We start from the raw sequence: 18,841 nt of genomic DNA on the forward strand, positions 1-18,841 counted from the left end.
ATGAATGAAAATCCAGACAATTCAGCAAATGATGTTTTCAGGCAGCCTGAAAATCCGCGTATGCCCGATGAAGCGCGACAAGCGCTGGTGTATTTAATGCGACAAGGCGTGGTATTGGCGGCGGATAAACCGCATATTTTTGCGACCATTTGCCGTTATCAAGGTGAAATTCGTGGACATTTGGCGGACGTATTTTTGTATTTGATGTTGGACGAGAAAAATGGCGTGGCATTTATTACATTGGAAAATCAGCAACTTGATGATGACACTGTTTTCGCCAATGAAGATGAAGAAGATGCACGCAGTTTAATCACGCCACGCACGCTGACTGTGTTTGACACGTTGGTTTTGTTGGCGTTACGCAAACATTATCAGGAGCGTGAAACCACAGGCGAACAAAAAATCATGATGGACAAAGACCGTTTGTTGGCGAATATTTTGCCAATGATGCAGGCACATGAACGCGAAAAAGCCGACAAAAGCAAACTTTCAGGCTGCCTGAAACGTTTTGCCGAACGCAAAATCATTCGGAAAATGCACAATGATGACGACCGTTTTGAAATCACACCACTTATTCGTTATATACTTGATACCAATCAATTAAATGATTTTATTCAGGCATACAAAGCACAGCTTGAACAGGCAGAAACCACATGAATAGTACCGCTTTGTTTCCCACCGACCCCATACGTTTGGCAGAAATTTCGGTGTGTAATTGGGGTTCATTTCAAAATATCCACACTGCCAAAATTGACCCGCACGGCACGCTCATCACAGGCGACAACGGTGCGGGCAAGTCCACTTTTATTGATGGTTTGATGGCGTTGCTATTGCCCATGCGTGGCGCGGCTTTCAATGTGGCGGCGGCACAGGGCGATAAAAGCGACCGCAGCGTGTTGTCTTATGTGCGCGGCAGTTTTGGTGCAGATCACGAAGGCGCAAACACGCGTGTGAAACACAAACGCGACGGTGCGGTCATTTCAGCATTACGCGCTTTGTATCGCAGTGAAAATGGCAATGAAATCACATTGTTAACCATTTTATTGTTGAATGCAGGCGCAAACAGTTTAAGTGAAATCAAACGCATTTATTTGGTGGCAAAAGGCAATGTGCGTTTGCCAGAAGTTTTACAAGCATTGAGCGAAGGCAATATTCGTGCATTTAATCAATGGCTTAAAACGCAAAAACACATTACCAGTTTTGATGAACGCTTCAAGGACTATCAAGCCTATTATCGCCAATGTTTGTCTATGGACAATGAAAATGCACCAGCTTTGTTGTCACGCGCTTTGGGTTTGAAAAAAATTGATGATTTGACCAAGTTGATTCGTGAATTGGTGCTTGAACCGAGCAATATTCGCGATGAAGCGCGCAAAATTGTGGCGGAATTTGACGATTTGGCGCACATTCATGCCAGAATGTTGGACGCGCGCGCCCAAGTCAATCATTTGAAAGATTTGCCCCATTTACAAGAAAAATGGCAACATAATCAACAACAAGTGCAATCTTTGTCCGCACAACGTCAAGCCTTGCCGATTTATTACGCGCAATATCGCACCGAGCGTTTGCGTGAACATTTGGCGGTGATTTCAGGCAGTCTGAAACGTGCCGAGCAAGAAATTATCACACAAAAACAACGTGTTCAATATGCACAAGAAATGCAAGAACAACGCCATGCGGAATATTTGCAAGCGGGTGGTGAACGCATTGCGGTTTTGTCAGAAAAAGAAAAAAACCAGCAAAAAGAATACGATAGAATTATTCAGGCTGCCGAAAATTATCAGGTTTTGTGTCGCCAACTGAATATTTGTGATGATGTGAACCACGATATTTTTGCCCAACATCAGACGCAAGCCGATGAGCAAATGGCGATATTGGCACAAGCGCAGGAAACGGCTGAACAGCAATTTGGTCTGGAAGCAGGTAAATTGAGTTTGTTGAACAATCAAATTTATGATTTACAAGATGAAATTGCCAAAACCGAACAGCAAAAAAGCAGTTTGCCCAATAAGCAGCAACAATGGCGCGATGAAGTTCAGGCTGCCTTCAATATTGCGCCTAATACTTTGATGTTTATCGCAGAAATGGTGGAAGTGGCGGAAAAACACCGCGATTGGCAAGGCGCGATTGAACGCGCTATGGGCGGTTTACGAACCACTCTACTGGTGCCTAAATCCGAGTTTCACAAAATTAATCAATGGCTTAACACTCGCCACATGGGAACGCACATTCGTGTACAAGAAGTGGATTTGGATAAAACACAAGACGTTGAATTTAAAGAAAAAGGTTATTTGGCAAAACTGGTTTGGCGCGAACACGTTTATCAAAATTGGTTGCGCGGTTTTTTGCACCAAAAAGATGTGTTTTGCGCGGAAAATATGGCGGAATTTGAACGCACCCCGTTTTCCATGACCCGCGAAGGCTTGCAGCATTGGGAACGCGGTCGCAGCGAGAAAAAAGACAATTATAAAATTAATGATAAAAATCAATGGTTTTTGGGGTTTTCCAATAAAACCCGTTTGGGCAGCCTGAAAAGTGAATTGGCACATATTCAAGCAGAAAAAATCGCGCAAACCCAAAAATTGAATCAGGCACGTGAGCAAATGAATCGCATTGCCACGCAAAAAAGTCTTTGGGAAAAATTCATTCATATTCAATGGACTGATATTGATGTGCCACAAATTGAATTTCAGCTCAACGAAACACGCGCTCAAATAGCAGCATTGTTGCACAATCAGGGTAATATGCAGTTGGCCAAGCAGCGTTGGGAAGAAGCCAAACAGCACAGCCAAGCCGTGCAAATGGCGTTGATTCAAGCGAATAAAGAAGAACAAAGTTGGCAAGAAAAACAGCAGCATACAGAGCGTGAGTTGCAACAATATGCGGAAAAAGCCCAATTGTCTATTCGTGATGATGTGCGTGCTCTATTGGTTCAATATTTTGAAAAAAAAAGTGTTGATGAGCCAACTTTACGTGCCACGCAACAGCATTTGGAAAATTTGCACGACAAAGCCCAAGCACAATGCGCCGATGTGGAGAAAAAAGCCGAGCGCATTATGTCGGCTTTCCGCCATAAACCTGAATGGCAAGCTTATGCGGTGGAATGGGCAACCGATTTTCAGGCTGCTTTGCCTGATTACATCGCGCATTTGCGGCATTTGCAAAATGAAGGCTTGCCTGAATTGGTGGAGCAACAAACCGAGCGTTTGAACAAACATTCCACGCAATCTTTGATGAGTTTTGAAGAAATGTTCATTAAAATTCATCAAGATATTCAAGAGCGTATTCAGAAAATCAATGCGGTTTTGGCGCGAACGGAATTCATGCAAGCGCATCATTATTTGCGTTTGGGGCAAAAAAATGAGCATTATCCGCATGTTAAAGAATTTCGCCAAAAAGTTGCCCAAGCACGCAAAAGTTACATCAGCGAAGACCAAGATTTGCGTTTCCGTCAATTGCAAGATGTGATAGAAGTATTGAAAAAACATATGGATAGCAATACTTTGGAAAGCCAACGTTTGCTTGACCCGCGTTATCAATTGGATTTTTACGCCGATGTGGTGGACAAACACGATGAACATCGCGTGATTGAGACGTTGAGTTCATCTAGCGGTAAATCGGGTGGCGAAAAAGAAGCATTTGCGGGCATGATTGTGGCGGCAAGTTTGGCGTATGTACTCACGCCTGAAGGCAGCGACCGCCCTGTGTATTGCACCGTCTTTTTGGACGAAGCCTTTTCCAATACCGCCGAAAATGTCAGTCGCCGCGTATTGCGCGTGTTTAAAGCATTGGGTTTACACGTTAATTTAATCACGCCCTACAAAAATTTGAACCTTGCCCAAGAAAGTGCGCGTAGTGTCATCATCGCCGAACGCAACAGCCTGACACACGAAAGCCATTTGTGTGAAATGACTTGGGAAGAGTTGGATAAACAAAGACTTAAAGGCAAAACATGAGTGGCTCAACGTGGGGCAAATTGCCTGAACAATTAAAAAGCGAATGCCGTAAAAAATACTGGGAAACGTTTGCCAAACGTCGTGCTATATTGTTGAATGAAATCGCATTTCCGCTCACTTTGTCCTTAAAAATTCCGACTGGTAAACAGGCAATGGCGCAGCCTGAACATTACCGTCAATTTGTGGATGCGTGGCGTGCGTTCAGGCAGCCTGAAAATGTGATTTGGGCGGAACATAAATTGGCGTATTTTGGCGAACAGGATTTGCCCAGCGAATTGTGTTTCCAAAATATCCATGATTTATTGAAATTTATTGGCGAAGAAAAAACGTGGTCGCGTTGGCAAAACCGTTTGGCGGATTGGCAAACGCATTTTCCACCACACGCGCATACTGCTTTGATTTTTAAAATAGAAGAACTGGACGCGCTGCCTGAAAAAACCTTATCCATGCTGATAAAAGTGGTGTTACAACTTCGCGCCGGTATGGGGCGAGGTGGTTATTTACGCGCTTTGCCTTTGGTGGGCGCACACAGCAAATTTATTGAACAACACTTTGCTTTGATTGAATATTTAATGGCAGCCATTCATGGTGAAACGGTTTGTGAACAGGGTTTGTTGGCGTGGCTCAATTGTGCGACTTCACCAAAAGATTGGTTGTTGGTTCATCCGCTTTGCGCGAAAACACAAGCAGCATTGGCAAATTTGCCCTTATTGCGCCTGAACAGCCACACTTTGCAGCATACGCCTTTGCCTGCGCAACGCATTTTGATTGTGGAAAATGAACAGGCGGCTTTGTCTTTGCCGAATTTGCCCGACACGATTGCGATTGCAGGTGGTGGGCGCAACACGGCGTGGTTTTCGGCAAAATGGCTACTTGAAAAACAAGTGGCGTATTGGGGCGATTTGGACGCGCACGGTTTGACGATTTTGAGTGAAGCGCGGGTGCATTTACCGCAACTGCCTTCTTTGATGATGAATAAGCAAGTATTGGATTTATTTGCTGATTTTATGACAGATGACGTTGCCCATCATTTACCCGAACCCCCAAATTTACATGAAGCAGAACGCGAAGCATGGCAATGCTTGCAATCACAACATGGGCGTTTGGAACAGGAATATTTGTCGGCGGATTTTGTTATGGAACGACTGAATGACTGGATTTCAGGCAACTTGAAAATACAGTAAAATGCTGGGTTTTTACACCATTTCGGCATTTATTTGAATTTCCAGGTAGTCTGAAAAAGGAATTAAATTGAGATAAATACATTGAATATTCAAACATTTGTCAATTCGGTTGCGAGATTGGAAGAGGGCTGGCTGCGTTATCAACAAGATACGAGCGACACATAAAACCGCGATGGCTTAATTCAACGTTTTGAATTTAATTATGAAATTAGCTACAAAATTTTAAAACGCGATTTGGAATACACATCCGCCGACCCAGGCCAATGTGATTTCATGCCTTTTCAGGATTTAATCTGTACCGCCAATGAACAAAACCTTCTATTGAGCAATTGGGTTGGATTGGAAACAATATCGTGATATGCGTGCGCGTACCAGCCACACTTATGATGAACAAACCGCGATTGTGGTGGTATAAGGCATTGAAAAATTTTTGGCAGAAGCACGATTCTTGCAACAAAAATTGCAAGCAGCTTTATGAAAACGCTGAATATTTCGCAAGAAGAATGGCACATTATACAAAGCATTTTGCAACAGCATATACCCCAGCGTGCCGTGTGGGCATTCGGTTTACGAGTGAATGGCAATGCCAAACTTGGACTTGGTTATTTTGGGCGATGAACCGTTATCATTGGCAGAACGTGCTGCATTAACTGATGATTTTTCGGAAAGCAATTTACCTTGGAAAGTGGATTTGGTGGATTGGAATTTAATTGGCAAGGAATTTCAAGAAATCATTGGGTGTGCATATTTGTGTATTACAGGCTACCTGAAAGCTATTTTTTAATATGAAAATCTTTTTGCATTTTTTTATATAAATATTCAAGACAGTCATCTGTTTTTTGGGTTGCTTCTTTGTGCAAAGGCGGATTGCGTCGAGTCCACAGAAACGTATGGTAATTGGCTTGATAATATTCATAAACTTTGTCTAAAAGTTCTCGATTCACGTATGGATTGGGTTCTGCCGGTAAACCTTGTGGACAAAACATACCTTGACAGATGGGATAAGCCGTAAAAATACCGATATTGGGATTCGGACGACGTTGAGCAAGTCGCCCATACGCACGTTCCAATAAGTCCACAGGCAAACAATCAAACTGAATCATCTGGATAGGAGAACATTGACCTGTAGTCGCATTTAAAATTTTGCTTGCACCCATTTCTCGCCATGCTTTCATAGGACTGTTATCTGAAGTAACCAAATGGCCAACTGCAACGTATGGAAAACCATGGCGCAGTAAAGCTTGAGCTTGAGAAAACCCAAATTGATTGGGCGATTTTTGCTGATGAATGAATGTAGCACGGATCACTTTGATTTCTATCACCAATATTTTAGACAGAACAAATTCATCATTTTCATAAGGCATCACAAGAATATCCACATCGCCAGGTGAAGTAAAATCAGGAGAAACAGCCATACTGCGTACAAAACTGCCAATCATGACGCCACTGTCATAGGATGCATGATAAAAGTAATTGGGTTGAAGAATATCAAAAACCATGCCAAATAATCGCCGATGCGCCAAAAAACGGTATGTTACAGCCCGTTCATCTAATTTTTGACCAGCACTTTCAGGAAATAAAAATGCAATCTCGCCATTGAAACATTCCATTGGTCTATTTTGTAAAGGACGACGATATTCCATTTTCTACCTTTCTAATGGTCATAAACTCATTTAATAAAATACAAAAATATTCATTCATTTTAACTTTTAGGATTTAATTTTATATGCAATTCCCCTACTCATGGCTCAAAACCCAAGCCAACCCCAATTTAAGTGCCGACCAACTCGCCCACCTGCTTACCATGGCAGGGCTGGAAGTGGAAGAAACCACCCCAGCCGCCCCCGATTTTTCGGGCGTGGTGATTGCCGAAGTCAAAGCGGTGGAAAAACACCCCGATGCCGACCGCCTGAACGTTACCCAAGTGGACGTGGGCAAAGGCGAATTGTTGCAAATCGTTTGCGGTGCGCCCAATGTGCGCGTGGGCATTAAAGTCCCCTGTGCGCTGGACGGTGCGCTGTTGCCCAACGATTTCAAAATCAAGCCCACCAAAATGCGCGGTGTGGTATCCAACGGTATGCTTTGCTCCGCCAAAGAATTGGGGCTGCCTGAAGACGTGGACGGCTTGCTGATTTTGGACAACAACGCACCCGTTGGACAAAATGTCCGTGAATTTTTGGATTTGGACGACACCATTTTCACGCTGAAAATCACGCCCAACCGCACCGATTGTTTGAGCATCAAAGGTTTGGCGCGCGAAGTGGCGGCTTTGACAGCTTGCGAAGTGAATTTTCCACAAATTCAAAAAGTTAAATCCGAAAGCAAGCGCACACAAGCCGTGCAAATTGACGCGCCCGAAGATTGCGGACGTTTCATTTCGCGCGTGATTGAAAACGTGAACGCGCAAGCCCAATCCCCCAAATGGCTCACGCAACGCCTTGAACGCGCAGGGATTCGCAGCATTTCCGCGCTGGTGGACATCGGCAATTATGTGATGTTGGAAATCGGTCAGCCCATGCACGTTTTTGACGCGGATAAACTTTCAGGTAGCCTGCACGTTCGCCGCGCCCAAAATGGCGAAACTTTGGCGTGTTTGAATGAAAAAACCGTGATTTTACAAGATAATACGCTGGTCATTGCGGACGAAAAACAGGCTTTGTCCATCGCAGGTTTGATGGGCGGTGCGTCCAGCGCGGTTTCCGATGAAACGAAAAATGTGGTTTTGGAAAGCGCGTGGTTCACACCTGAAATCATTTCAGGAAAATCAAGACAATACGGTTTCGGTTCAGACAGTTCCTTCCGTTTTGAACGCGGTGTGGATTACCAATTACAACGAGACGCGATTGAACGCGCCAGCGAATTGATTTTGGCGATTTGTGGCGGTCAAGCTGGCGAAATCGTTGAAGCAAAAGGCATTTTGCCCGAACCCCAAACCGTGTCCATTCGCACCGAGCGTGTGGAAAAAGTGCTGGGCGTGGCGATTGCCAGCGCGCAAATTCAGGCGATTTTGGACAAATTGGGTTTGAATCCTGTCCAAAATGAAAATGGTTTTACCGTTACCGCGCCTTCTTTCCGCTATGATATTGAAAGAGAAGAAGATTTGATTGAAGAAATCGCGCGTGTTTATGGCTACGAAAACATTCCAGACGATTACACTTCGGGCAAATTGGCGATGTTAAGGCTGCCTGAAAACAAAAATCCGCGTTTTGGCGTATCGCAAAAATTGGCAGCGCGTGGTTTTCAGGAAATTGTCAGCTATGCTTTTGTGAATGAGGATTGGGAAAAAGATTTTGCGAATAATCAAGATCCTATCTGTTTGCAAAACCCATTGGCGGCGCAATATTCGGTGATGCGTTCTACGCTGATTGGCGGTTTGATTGAGGTTTTGCAAAACAATTTGAACCGCAAACAAAACCGCGTGCGCGTGTTTGAAATGGCGCGAACCTTCCGCAAAGAAAACGGTATTTTTGTGCAAAATGAACGACTTGGCGGTTTGGTTTACGGTTCGGTGCTGCCTGAACAATGGGGCGAAAAAGCGCGTGCTGCCGATTTTTACGATGTGAAAGCGGACGTGGAAAGCGTGTTATCTGGACAAAATGTCCAAATTGAATATGTGCGTGCGACACACCCTGCGCTGCACCCCACGCGCAGCGCAAATGTGTTGATTGGTGGCGAAAATGTCGGCTTTATCGGCGAATTGCACCCAAAATGGTTGCAAAAATACGATTTGCCCAATGCGCCTTTATTGTTTGAATTGGACATGGCGGCGGTGTTGGCAAGCGAAAAAACGCGCTATCAGGCGATTTCCAAATTCCAGCCTGTGCGCCGTGATTTGGCGTTTGTGCTGCCTGAAAATGTGGATTTTGCGGTGTTGCAAGCGGCTTTGTGGGCGGTGAAAAGCGATTATATTCAAGCAGTTGAATTATTTGACGTTTATCGTGGCGCAGGGCTGCCTGAACACCACAAATCTTTGGCAGTCAAAATTGTGTTGCAAAGCCATGACGGCACGTTGAATGATGAAACGGTTGAGCCGATTATTCAAATATTAATTCAATCAGCCGAAACGGTTGGCGCGAAATTGCGTTGATGGTCATTGTTTGGGCATATTAAGGCTGCTCAAAAGGTTCGTATAAATTGAAAGCTGCCTGAAAATATTTGATGTTATGGTCGTTAAAATAAGAAATAATGCTGCGTTACCCACTCTTTTTAAACGACTGTATTTTCAGGCAGCCTATTTATGTTAATGAATGCACCAAAAATTCAGATACTTTTTACTGTAATGTTTTGAAAGTGTGTACAATACGCGTTGTTTTTATTTGGAATAAACAATTATGGACGACCTTCCCAGTTGTCAAACATCTTTTTATCTGCATCAAAAAAATCAAAATCTTATCTAATCCTGCCTGAGCGTTCTCCTGTTTCAGGCAGGTGGAGCGTTTATGGAACTTCAAAACCACAATGACGATGTTGCGCGTTTGGATTACGACATCGAGCACATTCATCAGCTTGCGAATCGCTTGCTCCCTTTTTACAGCCAAATTACTCAAGACAATACGTTGCCTGAAAATCCGCTTTTGAACGCCCAGCTGCAAATGCTGATTGGCATACTGCATGAATTGCACCCTGCGGACGTGGCGGCAGTATTGGAAAATTTGCCACCTAAAGAACGGGTTTTGGTATGGAAAGTTGCCATTCCCGAAGAAGATGGTGATGTGTTGTTGGAAGTGTCTGATTCGGTACGTGAGAGCCTGATTGAATCCATGAACACCGAAGAATTGGTGGCGGCTGTGGAAGACATGGATTCAGATGACTTGGCGGATTTAGCGGAAGTGCTGCCTGAAAATGTGGTGGCGGAAGTTTTGAAGGACCGTGATGAAGAAGAGCGAGCTGAGTTTCAGGCAGCCTTGTCGTATGCAGACGACCAAGTGGGCGCAGTTATGGATTTTGAGATTGTCAGTATTCGTGCTGATGTGAGTTGTGAGGTGGTATTGCGTTATTTGCGCCGCTTTGATAGTCTGCCCAATCACACCGATAAAATTTTTGTGGTGGACGAACACGATGTTTTGCAAGGGGTTTTACCCATTCGCAAATTGTTGATTGCTGACCCAGATGAAGAAGTGGCAAACGTAATGGCACGTGATGTGGTTAAATTTCGCCCAGAAGATGATGTGGCAGAAGCAGCGCAAGCGTTTGAACGTTATGACTTGGTTACTGCGCCCGTGGTGGACGAAAACAAGAAGCTTATTGGGCGTTTAACGGTGGACGAAATGGTGGACGTGATTCGCGAAGAATCCGAAACCGATATGTTGAATATGGCAGGTTTGAATGAAGAAGAAGATTTGTTTGCCCCTGTTTGGGATTCAGTCAAAAACCGTTGGGTTTGGTTGGCTGTAAATTTGGTAACGGCATTTGTCGCTAGTCGTGTGATTGGTGCGTTTGAATCGTCCATCGCGCAGATTGTGGCATTGGCCGCTTTGATGCCGATTGTGGCGGGCATTGGTGGTAATTCGGGTAATCAAACCATTACCATGATTGTGCGTGCTATGGCAAATGCCCAAATTTCCACTACACAAGCCATGCGTTTGTTGAAAAAAGAATTGGGAGTGGCATTGGTTAATGGTGCATTGTGGGGCAGCGTTATGGGTGTGATTTCATGGTTGTTGTATGGTAATTTGGGTATCGGTTTGGTTATGGTTGCGGCGATGACTTTGAATTTGTTGTTGGCGGCATTATTGGGTGTACTCATTCCTGTAACCATGGATAAATTGGGGCGAGACCCTGCTTTGGGCAGTTCGGTCTTGATTACAGCTGTAACTGATTCGGGTGGCTTTTTGATTTTTTTGGGATTGGCAACCTTATTTTTATTGTGATGCAAAAATGAAATAGGCTGCCTGAAACCCCAAATGGGTTTTCAGGCAGCTTTGATTTGATGAATACAAGTTCTTATTCAGGCAGCTTTACTGGCATACCAAACATGGCTCGTGCTGTGTTCAGCATTTGGCAGGAAAAGCCCCATTCATTGTCATACCATGCAAAGGCTTTGACCAAATTGCCGTTGGATACTTTGGTCAAAGCCGCATCAAACACGCTGGCTTGTGGTTGATGGTTGAAATCGCTTGAAACCAAAGGCAATTCATTGTAACCCAAAATCCCTTTCAGGCAGCTTTCAGCGGCGGTTTTGACGATTTGGTTCACTTCATCCACGTTGGTGTTACGACCTGCTTCAAAAGTCAAATCCACCAAAGAAACATTGATGGTTGGTACGCGAATGGCCCAGCCGTCTAATTTGCCATTGAGTTCAGGCAACACCACACCAACGGCTTTTGCTGCACCTGTTTTGGTGGGAATCATGTTTTCCATTGCGCTGCGGGCGCGGCGTAAATCTTTGTGGCGCACATCGGTAATGACTTGGTCGTTGGTAACGGCGTGAATGGTGGTCATCAGACCTTTTTCAATGCCCAAAGCCTTGTGTAAGGTTTGGGCAATCGGTGCAAGACAGTTGGTGGTACAAGAACCGTTGGAGACTACCGTCATTTCAGGTCGTAAAATATCGTGGTTCACGCCATAAACTACTGTTGCGTCCACATCGTTTTCAGCGGGTGCTGAAATTAAGACTTTTTTCGCACCTGCATCCAAATGTGCTTGTGATTTGGCTTTGCTGCAAAACGCGCCTGTGCATTCCATGACCAAATCTACGCCCAATTTGCCCCAAGGTAATTCAGCTGGATTTCGTGTTGAAAAGAAAGGGATTTTGTCGCCATTGATAATCAGATGTTCGCCATCTTGGTTCACTTTGGCGGGAAAGCGACCATGTACAGTGTCAAATTGAATCAAATGGGCATTGGTTGCCAAATCGCCGCTACCATTGATGGCAACAATTTCAAATTGATCGCGCATACCGTATTCATAAATGGCGCGAACCACTTGGCGACCGATGCGCCCGTAACCGTTGATGGCAATTTTGAGGGTCATGTTCATTCCTTAAATTTGTGTGATGATGAAGCCACAGAATTGCGTGGCGCGCGCATTATAGCGAAAAAAACTACATACGACTACAAAGATGCAAGCACCATGCACAACAATAGGCTGCCTGAAACGGAATGTTTTTTTCAGGCAGCCTGAATGAAAGCAAACATCTTGCTAAATTCTATTTGATTGTTATAATCATTTACTTTTAAGACACGTCCACAACAGGAGAACACCATGAGCAACACCCGCATTGAACACGATACCATGGGCGAAGTCGCCGTTCCCAACGAAGCCTATTGGGGCGCACAAACCCAACGCAGCCGCGATAATTTTAAAATCGGTGGCGAAACTTTGCCTTTGCCTTTGATTAATGCGATGGCTTTGGTGAAAAAAGCCGCCGCCATCACCAATGCTGGCTTGGGTCGCATTAAACAAGAACAGGCGGATTTGATTGTTCAGGCTGCCGATGATGTGCTGGCTGGCAAATTGGCGGGTCAATTTCCGCTTGTGGTTTGGCAAACGGGTTCTGGCACACAATCCAATATGAATATGAACGAAGTTATCGCCAATCGCGCCAATGAATTGGCTGGCACGGGCTTGGCGGCTTATCAACCTGTTCACCCCAACGACCATGTGAACCACGCGCAATCCACCAATGATTCTTTCCCTACTGCGATTCATGTTGCGGCAGCGATTGAAATCAACCGTTTGCTGATTCCTGCTGTGAAAACCTTGCGCGACACTTTGGACGCGAAAGCCAAAGAATTTGCCAACATTGTGAAAATCGGTCGCACACATTTGCAAGATGCCACGCCTTTGACTTTGGGTCAGGAATTTTCGGGCTATGTGAATCAGTTGGACCATGCGCTGGTTCGTTTGAATGATGCTTTGCGCGATTTGTATGAATTGCCTTTGGGTGGCACGGCTGTTGGTACGGGCTTGAACAGCCACCCTGAATATGCGGTTAAGGCTGCTGCGCAACTGGCTGAATTGTCGGGTTTGCCTTTTGTTACTGCGCCCAATAAATTTGAGGCTTTGGCGGCACGCGATGCTTGCGTTTATGCCTCTGGCGCGTTGAAAACGCTGGCAGGCAGCCTGAATAAAATCGCCAACGATGTGCGTTGGTTGGCTTCGGGCCCGCGTTGTGGTTTGGGCGAAATCCGCATTCCTGAAAATGAACCTGGTTCGTCCATTATGCCTGGTAAAGTGAACCCCACCCAAGCAGAGGCTTTGACCATGGTTTGCTGCCAAGTGTTCGGCAATGACGTTACGATTAACATGGCTGGCGCGAGCGGCAATTTTGAGTTGAATGTGTATATGCCTGTGATTGCGTACAATTTGTTGCAATCGGTGCGTTTGTTGGGCGATGCGTGCAACAGCTTTAATGAACATTGCGCGGTGGGCATTGAGGCGGTGCCTGAAAAAATTGATTATTTCTTGCACCATTCTTTGATGTTGGTAACGGCATTGAACCGCAAAATCGGCTACGAAAACGCGGCAAAAGTTGCGAAAACCGCCTACAAAAACGACAAATCTTTGCGTGAAACCGCCATTGAATTGGGATTGCTCACGGGCGAGGAATTTGATGAGTTGGTGAAACCCGAAGAAATGGTTGCGCCTAAATAAGGCTGATTTAAGCGAAAGGGCAACAAAAAGGCTGCCTGAAAATATGCTTTCAGGCAGCCTTTTTATGGTGTTTGGGTTTATTTCATGGCTTCGCTCATGATGCGCACATTGTGACGGAATAAATCAGCATAAGTGGCAGCGGGTGTACCCTTGGATAAAGCATCGGAATACAGTTTGCCACCGATTTTCACGCCTGTTTCTTGGGCGATGCGTTCTACCATGCGACCGTCTTTGATGTTTTCGGTAAATACAGCTTTGATGCCTTGTTGCTTGATTTGGCGAATGATGGCTGCGACAGTTTTGGCTGAGGCTTCGGTTTCGGTGCTGACACCTTGTGGCGCAAGAAATGTGATGCCATAGCGTTTACCCAAATAGGCAAAGGCGTGGTGTCCTGTGATGACTTTGCGTTGATGTTGTGGTATGGCATTGAATTGTTGGCGAGCGTAATTGTCCAGTTGTACCAGTTGATTTTGGTAGTTCTTAAAACGGGTTTCGTAGTGTCTTGCGCCTGCTGGGTCGACCTTAATGAGTGCGGTGGTGATGTTGGCGGCGTATTTTTGCATTAAAACAGGGTCATGCCAAACATGAGGGTCAAATTCGCCGTGGTCATGATGATGACCGTCTTCGCCGTGGTGGTGATGGTGTGCAGCATTTTCATCGTTTTTTAAGGGCGTGATGCCTGTGGCGGCTTCGGCATAAGGTACTTTATTCTGTTTGATAGCACGCATGATATCGGCTTGCTCCAAGCCCAAACCGTTGAGCAAAACCAATTTGGCGGCAGCAATTTTTTTGACATCGCCACCTGTGAGTTGATATGCATGGGCATCAGCATCGGCACCAACCAAATTGCTTACCGCAATGCGTTCGCCACCAATTTGTTTGGCTACATCGCCCAAAATGCTGAAACTGCTGACTACTTGCAACGGTTCGGCATACAGGTTGCCTGAAAACAGCAGGGCTAATGTGAATGCAAGCGGTTTGGTTTTGTGAAACATGGTGTTTTTCCTTGTTCAGATGGGTAAAAAATGGATTGTACCTGTTTTTGTGTTATGGTGTAACATAATCTATGGTTGTAGAAGTAAAAAAAGCAATACAAGGCGGCAACGGGAGTTGTGTACAGTAGTACAAGGAGCGTTGGCAACGCCGTAGTGCTTTTTCAATTCTGCGACCATATTTAATTTGTTTTTTTAGGTAGCCGAAAATGGCAATCACAGCAAAAAACCCTTTACAAAAAATTGTAAAGGGTTTATTTGAAAATTGGCGCGGTGGACGGGGCTCGAACCCGCGACCACTGGCGTGACAGGCCAGTACTCTAACCAACTGAGCTACCACCGCGTAGATTAACTGCCGTTAAAGCAATCAATCAAAAAGTGGTGGGTGATGACGGAGTCGAACCGCCGACATTCTGCTTGTAAGGCAGACGCTCTACCAACTGAGCTAATCACCCATTTTAAATCTATTCCGCTTGTTGCGAAAGCGTGTATTAAAACAGATTGGTGGGGATTTGGCAAGTGTTGATTCGTAAAAAATCATGAAAATGAACTTATCATTTTGGTTTTAATTGTTATTTTTTATGTGTTAGGCTGCCTGAAAATGGTAAATGGACATTGAGTGTACTTGATTATCGTGTTATTTTGCTGTGATAAAATAAAAGTTGTGTAAATGAATTTGGTGTTTTTTTATATAATTCAATTAATTGTTTTGATTTATTTAAGTGTGTGGCTTTTTTAGGTAGCCAGAAACCATTAAAATGTGGGTCTTTGCAATCCATTGATATACATACGGAAAAATAATGAAAAAAGTGGTAAAAACGGTATTGGCTGTGCTGGTGTTGTTGGGCTTGGCTTGGGGTGTTTATGCTTACACGCGCCCGAAAAATGAGGTTTCTTATATCACAGAAACGGTTAAGAGAGGCAAAATCAGTCAAACAGTCTCGGCAACAGGTGAAATTGCGGCAACCAATTTGGTAGATGTTGGAGCGCAGGTTTCTGGACAAATCAAGCGCATGCATGTTCAGATTGGCGATGTGGTTAAACAGGGCGATTTGATTGCGGAAATTGACAACGTGAACCAAATCAATGAGGTTAATACCAAAAAAGCGCAGTTGGAAACGTATCGGGCGCAGTTGGCATCGGCACAGGTGGCATTGAAAATCGCGCAACGTAAATACACGCGTTATCAAACTTTGTCAATGCAAGATGCAGTTTCAAAAGAAGAATTTGAGAGTGCAGAAGATGCGTTGGCAGGCAATCAAGCGAAAATCAAAGAGTTGCAATCTGTTATCAAGCAAACCCAAATTGCCATTAATACGGCAGAACAAAATTTGGGTTACACCCGTATTACCGCACCTTCTGGTGGGACAGTTGTGGCTTTGGTGGTGGAGCAGGGGCAAACTGTGAATGCCACTCAAACTGCACCGACCATTGTGCAAATTGCTGATTTGTCGCGCATGAGCAATAAAATGCAAATTGCAGAAGGGGATATGACCAAAGTAAAAAAAGGGCAAAATGTGCGTTTCACGATTTTGTCTGAACCTGATGAGCCTGTGAGCGCGATTTTGGACAGTATTGACCCTGGTTTGACTACCATGTCCAAAGGTGCGTACAGTAAAGCGACAGATACCACAACCAGCGCAGTTTACTATTATGCACGTGCTTTGGTGGATAATGCTGATGGCAAACTGGCAATCGGTATGACTACACAAAATACGATTGAAATTGCATCGGCAGATGGGGTTTTAATTGTGCCAACCGTTACCATTAAATCGCGTGAAGGCAAGAAATTTGTGCGTGTATTGGGGGAGAACAATCAGGTGCAAGAACGAGAAGTACAAACGGGTTTGAAGGACAGTATGAATACGGAAATTCAATCGGGTTTGAATGAGGGCGACAAGGTGGTCATGTCGGAAATGGGGGCTGATGAAAAAGCCAGGGCTGTTGGCAATACCAGTCCACCTAGAATGCGATAAATAATGAAGGGGATTTTGATTTGTTTCAGGCAGCCCGTATTCATGAGGATTGAGGCTGCCTGAAAACCAACAAAGGCATAAGGCATGATGATTTATGGCACTTATTGAATGTAAAAACATCAACCGCTATTTTGGCGAAGGCGATAATCGCGTTCACGTTTTAAAAAACATCAATTTAAGCGTGGAAAAGGGTGATTTTGTGGCAATTGTGGGGCAATCGGGTTCGGGCAAATCCACTTTGATGAACATTTTGGGTTTGTTGGATACACCCAGCACAGGCTCATACGCGATTGCAGGAATGCAAACTGCTCAAATGACAGTAGATGAATTGGCTGCTTTGCGCCGAAAACGCTTTGGCTTTATTTTTCAACGCTACAATTTATTGGCTGCTTTGAGTGCGCGGGATAATGTGGCGTTGCCTGCGGTTTATGCAGGCATGACCCATTTGGAACGCAATCGCCGTGCGGATTTTTTGTTGCACAAATTGGGTTTACGGGGCAAAGAAAACAATAAACCCAGCGAGCTGTCGGGTGGGCAACAACAACGTGTTTCCATTGCCCGAGCTTTGATGAATGGTGGAGAAATCATTTTTGCCGATGAGCCAACGGGTGCTTTGGATTCCGGCAGTGGCGAAAATGTGATGGATATCATTCACGGCTTGCATCAAGATGGGCATACTGTGATTATGGTTACGCACGACCCGAAAATCGCTGCCCAAGCCAATCGTGTGATTGAAATCAAAGATGGTGAAATCATTGCGGATAAAAGCAAAAACAGCCAAATTCCGCCCAGCGATGTTGTCAGTATTCAAGAGAAACATGGTTTGGTGTTTTACAAAGACCAGTTTCAAGAAGCCTGTACCATGTCTTTGCAAGCGATTGTGGCGCACAAAATGCGTTCGCTTTTGACCATGCTTGGCATCATTATTGGCATTGCAGCGGTGGTATCGGTGGTGGCTTTGGGGCGTGGTTCGCAAGAGAAAATTTTGCAAGACATTGCGGCTATGGGGACGAATACCATCAGTATCTTTCCTGGTAAAGGTTTTGGTGACCGCAATCGCAGTCGCATTAAAACGCTAACTGTTGCGGATAGCAAGGCTTTGGCACAATTAAGTTATGTGCAAAGCACCACGCCATCAACCAGTACGGGCGGCACACTTACTTACCAAAACATCGATTTAACCGCCAATATTTATGGTGCAGGCGAAGCCTATTTTGATGTGCGTGGATTAAAGTTAAACAGAGGTAGATTATTTGATGCGGCTGATGTGAAAGAAAACGCGCAGGTGGTGGTGATTGATGATAATACTGCCAAAAAACTGTTTCCTGAAGGCGAAGATCCGTTGGGCAAAATCGTGTTACTGCAAAAACGTCCACTTACCGTTATCGGTATTGTGAAAGAACAAGGCACAAACATGATGGGTGGTTCGGATACGCTTAATCTTTATGCCCCTTATACCACTGTGATGAGTCAAATTAGTGGGGAAAAACACATAGGCAGCATTGCAGTGAAAATCAAAGACCAAATTGATTCACAAACAGCAGAAAAAGGCGTCAAAGAACTGCTGTTGACGCGACATGGTACAGAAGACTTTTTCACACGCAACAGCGACAGCATCAAACAAACCATTGAATCCACTACCAGCACCATGACCATGCTGATTTCATCTATTGCTTTGATTTCATTGGTTGTGGGAGGGATTGGTGTGATGAACATCATGTTGGTTTCTGTAACCGAACGCACCAAAGAAATTGGTGTTCGTATGGCGATTGGAGCGCGGCAAAGCAATATCTTGCAGCAATTTTTGATTGAAGCTGTATTGCTTTGTCTGATTGGTGGTTTGTCAGGGGTACTGATTTCTTTTGGTTTGGGTGTGGTATTCAATCATTTTGTCAGCGACTTTGCCATGACTTTTTCTACTGCGTCTATTGTTGGTGCGGTTCTGTGTTCCACCGCAATTGGCATTATTTTCGGTTATGTGCCAGCGAAAAACGCGTCTAAACTTAACCCAATAGATGCGTTGGCACACGATTAAAAACGTTTACCTAACTTTTCAGGCAGCCTAATAACAGGCTGCCTGAAAGCTACGTTGTCGGCAAAATATGCTATGATGATGCCATTTTGATTGAACGAAATGT

The 18,841-nt window shown here is 44.7% G+C and carries 14 protein-coding genes and 2 tRNA genes; 11 read left to right on the forward strand and 5 right to left on the reverse strand.

Annotation, left to right across the window (positions count from 1 at the left end; genetic code table 11):
* The 5 genes from Q4B82_RS01350 to Q4B82_RS01370 all read left to right on the forward strand — a co-directional run bounded on the left by Q4B82_RS01350 (position 1) and on the right by Q4B82_RS01370 (position 5,924).
* Positions 1 to 657 (forward strand): DUF4194 domain-containing protein, encoded by a 657-nt coding sequence (locus Q4B82_RS01350; protein WP_303064638.1) that lies wholly within the window; start codon positions 1 to 3, stop codon positions 655 to 657.
* Positions 654 to 3,956: an ATP-binding protein gene (locus Q4B82_RS01355; RefSeq protein ID WP_303064639.1), complete on the forward strand. Its 3,303-nt coding sequence runs from the start codon at positions 654 to 656 to the stop codon at positions 3,954 to 3,956. The genes Q4B82_RS01350 and Q4B82_RS01355 overlap by 4 nt, the downstream gene beginning before the upstream one ends.
* Positions 3,953 to 5,140 carry a DUF3322 domain-containing protein gene (locus tag Q4B82_RS01360; RefSeq protein WP_303064640.1) on the forward strand — a complete coding sequence of 396 codons (1,188 nt, stop codon included), beginning with the start codon at positions 3,953 to 3,955 and terminating at the stop codon, positions 5,138 to 5,140. The genes Q4B82_RS01355 and Q4B82_RS01360 overlap by 4 nt, the downstream gene beginning before the upstream one ends.
* A 219-nt stretch (positions 5,141 to 5,359) precedes the next feature.
* A complete protein-coding gene (locus Q4B82_RS01365; RefSeq protein WP_303064699.1) occupies positions 5,360 to 5,497 on the forward strand; it encodes a hypothetical protein in 138 nt (45 codons plus the stop codon).
* A gap of 226 nt (positions 5,498 to 5,723) precedes the next feature.
* A complete protein-coding gene (locus Q4B82_RS01370; protein WP_303064641.1) occupies positions 5,724 to 5,924 on the forward strand; it encodes a hypothetical protein in 201 nt (66 codons plus the stop codon).
* On the opposite strand, the gene Q4B82_RS01375 is transcribed toward Q4B82_RS01370, so the two are convergent.
* Positions 5,914 to 6,783: a hypothetical protein gene (locus Q4B82_RS01375; protein ID WP_303064642.1), complete on the reverse strand. Its 870-nt coding sequence runs from the start codon at positions 6,781 to 6,783 to the stop codon at positions 5,914 to 5,916. The genes Q4B82_RS01370 and Q4B82_RS01375 overlap by 11 nt on opposite strands.
* Before the next feature lie 83 nt (positions 6,784 to 6,866).
* On the opposite strand from Q4B82_RS01375, the gene pheT reads away from it, so the two are divergent.
* Together pheT and mgtE are read left to right on the forward strand one after the other, a co-directional pair.
* Positions 6,867 to 9,227, forward strand: coding sequence for a phenylalanine--tRNA ligase subunit beta (pheT, locus tag Q4B82_RS01380; protein WP_303064643.1), 2,361 nt, complete (start codon positions 6,867 to 6,869; stop codon positions 9,225 to 9,227).
* Positions 9,228 to 9,579: 352 nt separating this feature from the next.
* A complete protein-coding gene (gene mgtE, locus Q4B82_RS01385; protein ID WP_303064644.1) occupies positions 9,580 to 11,010 on the forward strand; it encodes a magnesium transporter in 1,431 nt (476 codons plus the stop codon).
* 73 nt (positions 11,011 to 11,083) lie between these two features.
* Here mgtE and gap read toward each other — a convergent pair whose 3' ends face one another.
* Positions 11,084 to 12,112 carry a type I glyceraldehyde-3-phosphate dehydrogenase gene (gap, locus tag Q4B82_RS01390; RefSeq protein WP_303064645.1) on the reverse strand — a complete coding sequence of 343 codons (1,029 nt, stop codon included), beginning with the start codon at positions 12,110 to 12,112 and terminating at the stop codon, positions 11,084 to 11,086.
* A 15-nt stretch (positions 12,113 to 12,127) separates the two neighbouring features.
* On the opposite strand from gap, the gene Q4B82_RS01395 reads away from it, so the two are divergent.
* Together Q4B82_RS01395 and fumC are read left to right on the forward strand one after the other, a co-directional pair.
* Positions 12,128 to 12,262 carry a hypothetical protein gene (locus Q4B82_RS01395; protein ID WP_303064646.1) on the forward strand — a complete coding sequence of 45 codons (135 nt, stop codon included), beginning with the start codon at positions 12,128 to 12,130 and terminating at the stop codon, positions 12,260 to 12,262.
* Between the two features lie 81 nt (positions 12,263 to 12,343).
* Positions 12,344 to 13,735, forward strand: a complete 1,392-nt coding sequence (gene fumC, locus Q4B82_RS01400; RefSeq protein WP_097115199.1) for a class II fumarate hydratase — start codon at positions 12,344 to 12,346, stop codon at positions 13,733 to 13,735.
* Positions 13,736 to 13,812: 77 nt separating this feature from the next.
* Here fumC and Q4B82_RS01405 read toward each other — a convergent pair whose 3' ends face one another.
* The 3 genes from Q4B82_RS01405 to Q4B82_RS01415 all read right to left on the reverse strand — a co-directional run bounded on the left by Q4B82_RS01405 (position 13,813) and on the right by Q4B82_RS01415 (position 15,182).
* Positions 13,813 to 14,730, reverse strand: a complete 918-nt coding sequence (locus Q4B82_RS01405) for a metal ABC transporter solute-binding protein, Zn/Mn family (RefSeq protein ID WP_303064647.1) — start codon at positions 14,728 to 14,730, stop codon at positions 13,813 to 13,815.
* 263 nt (positions 14,731 to 14,993) lie between these two features.
* A tRNA-Asp gene (locus Q4B82_RS01410) sits at positions 14,994 to 15,070 on the reverse strand.
* 36 nt (positions 15,071 to 15,106) lie between these two features.
* A tRNA-Val gene (locus Q4B82_RS01415) sits at positions 15,107 to 15,182 on the reverse strand.
* Positions 15,183 to 15,527: 345 nt separating this feature from the next.
* Between Q4B82_RS01415 and Q4B82_RS01420 the strand changes: the two genes are divergently transcribed.
* A complete protein-coding gene (locus Q4B82_RS01420) occupies positions 15,528 to 16,703 on the forward strand; it encodes an efflux RND transporter periplasmic adaptor subunit (protein ID WP_303064648.1) in 1,176 nt (391 codons plus the stop codon).
* Between the two features lie 94 nt (positions 16,704 to 16,797).
* On the forward strand, positions 16,798 to 18,738 hold the full coding sequence (locus Q4B82_RS01425; protein WP_303064649.1) for a MacB family efflux pump subunit: 1,941 nt from the start codon (positions 16,798 to 16,800) through the stop codon (positions 18,736 to 18,738).
* Positions 18,739 to 18,841 lie beyond the last annotated feature (103 nt).

The sequence above is a fragment of the Alysiella sp. genome, from assembly GCF_030525755.1.
Lineage (GTDB): Bacteria > Pseudomonadota > Gammaproteobacteria > Burkholderiales > Neisseriaceae > Simonsiella.

Bases quoted from the DNA above. Each gene is read 5' to 3' on its own strand.
- Q4B82_RS01350 (WP_303064638.1), top strand. From the start codon at position 1: ATGAATGAAAATCCAGACAATTCAGCAAATGATGTTTTCAGGCAGCCT.
- Q4B82_RS01355 (WP_303064639.1), top strand. From the start codon at position 654: ATGAATAGTACCGCTTTGTTTCCCACCGACCCCATACGTTTGGCAGAA.
- Q4B82_RS01360 (WP_303064640.1), top strand. From the start codon at position 3,953: ATGAGTGGCTCAACGTGGGGCAAATTGCCTGAACAATTAAAAAGCGAA.
- Q4B82_RS01370 (WP_303064641.1), top strand. From the start codon at position 5,724: ATGCCAAACTTGGACTTGGTTATTTTGGGCGATGAACCGTTATCATTG.
- Q4B82_RS01375 (WP_303064642.1), bottom strand. From the start codon at position 6,783: ATGGAATATCGTCGTCCTTTACAAAATAGACCAATGGAATGTTTCAAT.
- pheT (WP_303064643.1), top strand. From the start codon at position 6,867: ATGCAATTCCCCTACTCATGGCTCAAAACCCAAGCCAACCCCAATTTA.
- mgtE (WP_303064644.1), top strand. From the start codon at position 9,580: ATGGAACTTCAAAACCACAATGACGATGTTGCGCGTTTGGATTACGAC.
- gap (WP_303064645.1), bottom strand. From the start codon at position 12,112: ATGACCCTCAAAATTGCCATCAACGGTTACGGGCGCATCGGTCGCCAA.
- fumC (WP_097115199.1), top strand. From the start codon at position 12,344: ATGAGCAACACCCGCATTGAACACGATACCATGGGCGAAGTCGCCGTT.
- Q4B82_RS01405 (WP_303064647.1), bottom strand. From the start codon at position 14,730: ATGTTTCACAAAACCAAACCGCTTGCATTCACATTAGCCCTGCTGTTT.
- Q4B82_RS01420 (WP_303064648.1), top strand. From the start codon at position 15,528: ATGAAAAAAGTGGTAAAAACGGTATTGGCTGTGCTGGTGTTGTTGGGC.
- Q4B82_RS01425 (WP_303064649.1), top strand. From the start codon at position 16,798: ATGGCACTTATTGAATGTAAAAACATCAACCGCTATTTTGGCGAAGGC.